Source organism: Marinobacter sp. SS21 (assembly GCF_028369065.1).
Classification (GTDB): domain Bacteria; phylum Pseudomonadota; class Gammaproteobacteria; order Pseudomonadales; family Oleiphilaceae; genus Marinobacter.
Genome location: NZ_JAQNDA010000006.1, coordinates 274,358 through 282,030, shown reverse-complemented (window position 1 = coordinate 282,030; position 7,673 = coordinate 274,358). Strand labels below are relative to the sequence as shown.

General features: G+C 63.2%; 6 protein-coding genes. 1 reads left to right on the top strand and 5 read right to left on the bottom strand.

The window, feature by feature from the left end; all coding sequences use genetic code 11:
- Nucleotides 1–166: 166 nt before the first annotated feature.
- The 4 genes from N6L25_RS10575 to N6L25_RS10560 all read right to left on the bottom strand — a co-directional run bounded on the left by N6L25_RS10575 (nucleotide 167) and on the right by N6L25_RS10560 (nucleotide 4,967).
- On the bottom strand, nucleotides 167–448 hold the full coding sequence (locus N6L25_RS10575; RefSeq protein ID WP_271979998.1) for a type II toxin-antitoxin system RelE/ParE family toxin: 282 nt from the start codon (nucleotides 446–448) through the stop codon (nucleotides 167–169).
- Complete coding sequence (locus N6L25_RS10570; RefSeq protein WP_271979996.1) at nucleotides 445–717, bottom strand: CopG family ribbon-helix-helix protein; 273 nt, start codon at nucleotides 715–717, stop codon at nucleotides 445–447. The genes N6L25_RS10575 and N6L25_RS10570 overlap by 4 nt, the downstream gene beginning before the upstream one ends.
- Nucleotides 718–1,160: 443 nt before the next feature.
- Nucleotides 1,161–3,326 carry a DNA helicase II gene (gene uvrD, locus N6L25_RS10565; RefSeq protein ID WP_271979994.1) on the bottom strand — a complete coding sequence of 722 codons (2,166 nt, stop codon included), beginning with the start codon at nucleotides 3,324–3,326 and terminating at the stop codon, nucleotides 1,161–1,163.
- A 189-nt stretch (nucleotides 3,327–3,515) separates the two neighbouring features.
- Nucleotides 3,516–4,967 carry an aldehyde dehydrogenase family protein gene (locus N6L25_RS10560; RefSeq protein ID WP_271979991.1) on the bottom strand — a complete coding sequence of 484 codons (1,452 nt, stop codon included), beginning with the start codon at nucleotides 4,965–4,967 and terminating at the stop codon, nucleotides 3,516–3,518.
- 200 nt (nucleotides 4,968–5,167) lie between these two features.
- On the opposite strand from N6L25_RS10560, the gene N6L25_RS10555 reads away from it, so the two are divergent.
- A complete protein-coding gene (locus N6L25_RS10555; protein ID WP_271979989.1) occupies nucleotides 5,168–6,184 on the top strand; it encodes a histone deacetylase family protein in 1,017 nt (338 codons plus the stop codon).
- Here N6L25_RS10555 and thiI read toward each other — a convergent pair whose 3' ends face one another.
- Entirely contained in the window at nucleotides 6,185–7,633 is a 1,449-nt protein-coding gene (gene thiI, locus N6L25_RS10550; RefSeq protein ID WP_271979986.1) for a tRNA uracil 4-sulfurtransferase ThiI, read from the bottom strand.
- Nucleotides 7,634–7,673 lie beyond the last annotated feature (40 nt).

Sequence of the window (7,673 nt, the reverse complement as noted above, 5' to 3'; positions counted from 1 at the left end):
CACTCTTAATGCAAGCCGCACAGGGCGGTTTGATCCCGGTGTCTGGTCACCGAGACCGAGGGGCCTTCCCTCATCTTGAATACAGCAAGAAAGACCGGAGTCTTTCGTCATGACACACCCGCGCAGCGGTGAAAAATTTGTCCGGCAACAGCGGCTGGTTAAATTGCTACCGTTCACCTTCCAGCTCATGCCATACCCGTAAAATGATGATGGCACTCACATGTACTGAATAGCGGACAACATACTTGCCAAAAACCATGTCGCGGATGGAATCAGGTACCGGCGCCAATTCAACCGGTGTTCCCATTCTAGGGAAGTCTGGTAGTAATTCGATTTTGCTAACCAGTTCTGCAGCCACCCTGCCTGCCGCAGGGGGATTGTGAACTGCGATAAACTCCCTGAGGCGCTTCAAATCTTCAATGGCTTCGTCCGTGTAAACCAGTTTCACTTACCTGACCTCGGCGCATCCTGCTCGTTTTCGGTTCCCCAGCTATTGAGCCAACCATGGACCTCGCTAGCATCGACTACCTTTCCTTGGGCAGCCGACTCCATTGCCTCTAGCGTTTGCTGCCAACGCTCCTGCTCACGCTGCTGCTTTTCAATGTATTCTGATAGTGCCTGATTGATCACCCAACCTTTACTCCGATGGAGTCTGCCGGCGATTGCTTCCAGGTGCTGTTCAACTTCTGCCTGAAGACGAACGGTAGTGACGCTCATGACTGTACCTCCAATGCGGTTGACTACATTGTATTACAGAATAGTCGATGAGGGTCAGCAAAAAAATTTAACAGGAACTAGATAGACCCCTTCGATAACTCAATAATTCGACCGCATCATGATTACGCAGCCTCATAGCAACGCGCCCTGCCAAGATTTTTTAAAACAATAGGTTAGACAGACACTCTACGCTTCGCCATGGAATCATTTGACCGCCATCATTTGCTCTCACAATAACCGGTATCCATGGCTGTTCACTCCGCCTACGAGAGCCGGTGCGCAGCGTTGTTCCCGTAAATCGCTACAGCAGTCACGCTGGAAAAGCCTACCGGCGCTGGATTATCGAGACCTACCCCGCTACGCCCCTGACAACGGTCGAAGCGGGGTCGGAGACGGGCATTGCCAGCCGGCGACCGCGCCAGCCGGGCAGGCTTGGTCTTGGCTCAGCAAGGCTCCAACGGCGCATAGGCCAGCACCAGCCATTTGGCGCCGTCGTCGAAATTGACCTGCACCCGAGTGTGGTGGCCGCTGCCCTCGCAGTTCATCACGATGCCTTCGCCAAACTTGGGGTGGCGTACCCGCTGGCCCAGGGAGACTCCGGCCTGCTCGCTGGCTGCGGCGGCGAACAGGCCTTCGTTGGGGCGGGCCACCATGGCCGGGCGGCTGACGGTGTTGCGTAGCCGCACTTCCTGCAGGCAGTCGGCGGGTATTTCCCGGGCGAAGCGGGACAGGGCGTGGAACTTTTCCTGACCGTAGATGCGGCGGGATTCGGCGTAGGTGAGCACCAGCCGCTTCATGGCGCGGGTGATGCCGACATAGGCCAGCCGCCGCTCCTCTTCCATCCGTCCGGGTTCTTCCAGGGACATGCTGTGGGGAAACAAACCTTCCTCGACCCCGGCCAAAAACACCAGCGGGAATTCCAGCCCTTTGGCGGAATGCAGCGTCATCAGCTGTACGCTGTCCTCATGGGCCTCGGCCTGGGCTTCGCCGGCATCCAGCGCGGCCTGGGCGATGAACTCCGCCAGCGGATCAACCCCCTCCTCCACCTCAAACTCCGCCAGGGCGTTGACCAGCTCCTCCAGGTTCTCAATGCGGGCCTGGGCCTTCTCGCCTTTTTCATTGGCGTGATAGTCCTTGAGCCCACTGTCCTCGATGGTCTGCTTCATCAGGCCGTGCAGGCTGGCGTGTTCGGCCTGCTCCGCCAGCGAGGCGACGATGTCGAGGAAACGCTGCAGACCGGTGCGGGCACGACCCTTGACCTGCCCCGCCGCCAGCAGCCGTTCGCTGGCCTCCCACAGGGAGATGCCCTGCTCGCCGGCACACGCCCGCAGCTCCGCCAGACTCTTGGCGCCGATGCCCCGGGGCGGCACATTCACCACCCGCTCGAAGGCGGCGTCGTCACGGCGGTAATGAACCAGGCGCAGGTAGGCCAGGGCGTTGCGAATCTCCTGGCGGTCGTAGAAGCGCAGGCCGCCGTAGACCCGATAGGGGATGCCCTGGCGCATCAGGGCCTCTTCCAGTACCCGCGACTGGGCGTTGGATCGGTAGAGGATGGCGCTCTCGCTGCGCAGGTTGCCCTCCTGCACCCAACTGCCGATGGTATCGGCGATGTAGTTGGCCTCGTCCTGCTCGTTGAAGGCGGCGTACAGGCTGATGGCTTCGCCCTCCGGGCCGTCGGTCCACAGCTCTTTGCCGAGGCGGTCCTGGTTGTTGGCAATCACCGCGTTGGCGGCCTTGAGGATCAGCTGGGTGGAGCGGTAGTTCTGCTCCAGCCGTACCAGCCGGGCATTGGGGAAATCGCGCTGGAACTGCTGGATGTTCTCGATCTTGGCGCCACGCCAGCCGTAGATGGACTGATCGTCGTCACCGACGATGGTCAGCGGCACCCGGTGTCCGGCCAGCACCTGCAGCCAGGCGTACTGGATGGTGTTGGTGTCCTGGAACTCGTCCACCAGGATGTGCTGGAACCGGCGCTGGTAATGGCCCAACAGTTCGGGCCGATGCAGCCACAGCTCGTGGGAGCGCAGCAGCAGCTCGCCGAAGTCCACCAGACCGCTTTGCTGGCACAGTCCCTCGTATTGGCGGTACACCTTGACCATGGTGTCGGTGAAGTGGTCGCCGGGGTTGACCTGGAGGTGATCGGCCCGCAGGCCCTCGTCCTTCTGGCTGTTGATGAACCACTGCACCTGCTTCGGCGGCCAGCGGCTCTCGTCGATCTGCAGCTCCCGCATCACCCGCTTCACCAGCCGCAACTGGTCGTCGCTGTCCAGGACCTGGAAATTCTCCGGCAGGCCGGCGTCCTGCCAGTGGGATCGCAACAGGCGATGGGCGATGCCGTGGAAGGTGCCAAACCACAGGCCCCGGGCCGGGATGTTCATCATCTGCTCGATGCGGAAACGCATCTCCTTGGCGGCCTTGTTGGTGAAGGTCACCGCCAGGATGCCGGTCGGCGGCACGCCGTCCACCTGCATCAACCACGCGATCCGGTGCACCAGCACCCGGGTCTTGCCGCTGCCGGCCCCCGCCAGCACCAGCAGGTGATCGTTCTGGGCGGTCACCGCCTCGCGCTGGGCATCGTTGAGGGTATCGATAATGTGGGAGACATCCATAGAGAGCGTCCAAGACTGGCTATTTAAACAGGCCTGGGATTATAGCAGGACGACCCACCGGTTTGTGGACAGAGCGAAACGCTCTGGCACCCGGCCGGGCTCCAGAAACGGCAACGCCCGGCGGTGTAGCAAGGAGGGAGAGCAAGGAGGGGAAGAGCGCCGGGCGGCGCGGGTGTGGGCACAGGGCAATCAGCCGCCCCGGGGCACGGTCTGCGGCTCGACAAATTCGAACAGCCCCTCGACCCCGCCTTCGCGGCCGATGCCGGACGCCTTCATGCCACCGAACGGCGCCTCCGGCGTTGGCCCGGTGCCGGTGTTCCAGCCAACGTGACCGAACCGCAGGCCCGCCGCCACTCGTTGCGCGCGCTCGGCATCGGCGGTGAACACGTAGCAGGCCAGGCCAAACTCGGTGTCGTTGCCGGCGGCCACCACCTCCTCTTCGGTACGAAAACTGGCCATCGGCACCAGCGGCCCGAAGGTTTCTTCCCGGTAGCAGGCCATCTCCGGGGTGACCCCGGAGACCACCGTGGGTGGGTAGTACAGATCGCCGCCGAGGCTGCCGGGGTCCGGCCCGGCCACCAGCGTGCCGCCCTGGTCGAGCGCATCCTGCACGTGCCGGCGAACCTTGTCGAAACCGGCCCGGTTGATCAACGGGCCGATATCCACCCCCTCGGACAGGCCGTCGCCCACGGTCATCCGACCGACCCGCTCGGCCAGTTTTGCGCCGAAGCTGGCCAGCACGTCCTCATGCACAAAGATACGGTTGGCGCAGACACAGGTCTGGCCGCCGCCACGGAACTTGTTGGCGATCAGGTTATCGGCGGCGGCATCCAGATCGGCATCGGCAAACACGATGAACGGAGCGTTGCCGCCCAGTTCCAGGGCCAGTTTCTTGACCTGATCGGCGGTGTCATGAATCAGCTGGCGGCCCACTTCGGTGGAGCCGGTGAAGGACAGCATTGGCACCTCGGCGCTGTCGCACAACACCTGGCCGATGACGCTGGCCTTACCCATCACCAGGTTCACCATGCCGTCGGGAAGCGACGTCCGTTCCGCCATCAGGGTAAACAGCGCAATCATGGTCAGCGGGGTCTCGCTGGCCGGCTTGATCACCGACGGGCAGCCGGCCGCCAGCGCCGCTGACAGCTTCTTGGCGATCATGCCGATGGGAAAGTTCCAGGGGGTAATCAGACCGACCACGCCGACCGGGCGGTAGTGCACTGTCCAGCTGCAGTTGCGGGGCTTCTCCGCCAGGCTGTGGGGTTCCAGGGCCCCGATGTGCAGGCTGTAATAGTCGAAGAAACCAGCGGCGTAATCCACCTCGGCCTTGGCCTCGGCCAGAGGTTTGCCGTGCTCCAGACACAGAATCCGCCCCAGCTCATCGCGATCGGCCTGGAGCGCATCGCGGATTTCCTCCAGCCAGCGGCGACGGGTTTCCACCGGGTATGGCTGCATCAGCTTGAGGGCCCGACAGCCGGCGGCGACCGCCTGCTCGACCTCGGCGGCGGCCATCGACGCCACCGCGGCGATACGCTCACCAGTGGCCGGATTGTAGACGTCGAAGGTGGCGCCGTCGGCAGCGTCCAACCATTGGCCACCCACGTATCCGGACAACTGTTTCAGCAAGGGGGATTCAATCATGTCGGCTCCTTTTCATCTGTGTCGGCTGACTCATCTGTGTCGGCTGACTCATCTGTGTCGGCTGAGGCGTCGCAATAGGTCCATCCGAGAACCCCATAGTGGCCCCGGATATCAGCCCTGTAAAGCCGTAGCCAGTAACCAGCCGGGGCACCTTGACCGACAGCCTATACTCGACAATAGATGCATCAGGAGGCCACACCATGAACGCGTTCTTCCATCCGTCGCAGGATTTGCATACCCCCAGAAGCTACTTCACCCGCGGCCAGATGCGCCAGCCCCAGGAAGTGCCTGACCGGACCGTACAGCTGCTGGAGGGGCTCAAGGCCATGGAGGTACCGGTGCTGATCCCGGCGGACCAGGGCGCCGGCAGCATCGCCCGGGTCCACGACCTGGGTTACCTGCGTTTCCTGGAATCCGCCCACCGCCGCTGGACCACGATGGGCGAAGACTGGGGCGATGAGGTGATGTCCAACATCTTTGTGCGCTCGCCCAACCCCATGCGCGGCATACTGGCCGAGGCCGCCCACTACCTGGCCGATGGCAGCTGCCCGATTGGCGCCAGCACCTGGGAGGCGGCCTACTGGTCGGCCCAGAGTGCCCTCGGCGCCGCCGACGCGCTGATGGCCGGTGAGCGCACCAGCTACGCGGTCTGCCGGCCACCGGGCCACCATGCCCGCCGGGACGCCGCCGGCGGCTTCTGCTACCTGAACAACGCCGCCATCGCGGCCGAGCGACTCACCGCGCGCTTTCCCCGGGTGGCGATTCTGGACACCGACATGCATCACGGCCAGGGCATTCAGGAAATTTTCTACCAGCGCAGCGATGTGCTCTACGTCTCCATCCACGGCGACCCCACCAACTTTTATCCGGTGGTCAGCGGCTTCGAGGACGAGCGTGGCGAAGGCGCGGGCTACGGCTACAACATCAACCTGCCCATGCCCCACGGCTCAACGGAAGCGGATTTCTTTGCCCGGCTGGAGGAGGCGCTGACGGCCATCCGGCTGTACCAGCCCGACGCCCTGGTGCTCACCCTGGGCTTCGACATCTATCACAATGACCCTCAGGCCAAGGTGTCGGTCAGTTCGCAAGGCTTTGCGCGGCTGGGCAACCAGATCCGTCTGGCCGCCCTGCCTACTTTGGTGGTGCAGGAGGGCGGCTACGATCTGGAGGCGCTGAATGAGAACGTGCGACAGTTCTTCACCGGGCTGAATATCTGACTAGGGCGCATAGACCTTGATGTTGGCGTAGCCCTCGGCCTTGAGGTGGCCGGCATGCACTCGGCTCATGGAGCCGCGGTCGCAGAACAGCAGGTAATGGCGGTCCTTGGGCAGCTCGCCGATGCGCTGGTTGAGCTCATAGAACGGAATCTGCAGCACTTCGTTGTTGGTCAGCACCAGCGGCGCCCGCTCGCCCTCGGACGGATGACGGACATCGATGATGACATCGTCCACGCCTGGGGTCGGCACCAGCTCCACGTCTTCCGGGGTGGTCAGGGTCTCCATCAGGTCCGCCACCGACGTCTCGGTTCGCTGCTCGATGGCTTGCTGCAGCACCGCCGAGTCCATCTGGGCCTCGCAATGCTCCACCCGATCCAGCTTGGCGCGGGTGGCCGGTTTCTGGGAAATCACCCCGCAGTACTCCGGCATGGTGCGGGCAAACGGTTCGGTGCCGATGTCGTGGGCGATCCGGATGATCTGTTCCTTGTCCATGGCGATCAGCGGTCGCAGTACTACCTGTTCGCTGGCCCGGTCCACCACGTTGAGGTTGGTCAGGGTCTGGCTGGAGACCTGGGCCACCGCATCCCCCATCACCAGGCCTTCGGTGTTCTGGCCCGCGGCGATGGCCGACGCCGCCCGCAGCATCTCGCGCTTCAGCACCACCCCCCAGTGGCGGTGATTGACCGAGCGCATGATCTCCGCCACCACGCCATCGAACGGCACCGAGATGAACTTGGCGTGGTGGGAGGCACCATAGCGCTGCCACAGGTAGTGCACCACCTGGCGCACGCCCACCTCGTGGGCGGTACCGCCGAGGTTGAAGAACAGGAAGTGGGTGCGCAGGCCCCGGCGCATCATCAGGTAGGCCGCCACCGACGAGTCATAACCGCCGGAGATCAGCGTCATCACCGATTCCACGCTGCCCAGCGGGTAGCCACCCAGGCCCCGGTGACGCCGGCGGGCGATCAGAAATTCGTGCTGGCGCACCTCGATGCGAACCTCGACGTCGGCGTTCTTCAGGCTGACGCCGCGGGAGTCGGAGGCCTTCAACAGCGCGCCACCGACGTAACGCTCCAGCTCGATGGAGGTAAACTCATGGCTGCCCTGGCGCTTGACCCGCACCACCAGGGTCTTGCCGGTCAGGCTGTCGGCGAACGCCGCCACCGTCTTTTCGGCCACGTCCTCCTGGCTGATCAACGGATACACCGACACCTCCTGGATGGTGGAGATACCCGGAATACGCACCAGCTCATCCACCACCGGACCGGCCAGGCCGCGGTCTTCCGGCACCTCGATGTCGATGCGGTCCCAGCCGCCCTCGACGGTGATCTCCGGATCGAGCCGGATCAGCAATTTTCGGATATTCTGGCGCAACTGGCGCATCTGCTGACGACGGACTGGCTTACTCTTGATCGCAACTTCCGATGCGGGACGAATGAGGAATTTCATGGCTGGCTTCGACTATTGACTGGCTGGAAATAAGGAATGA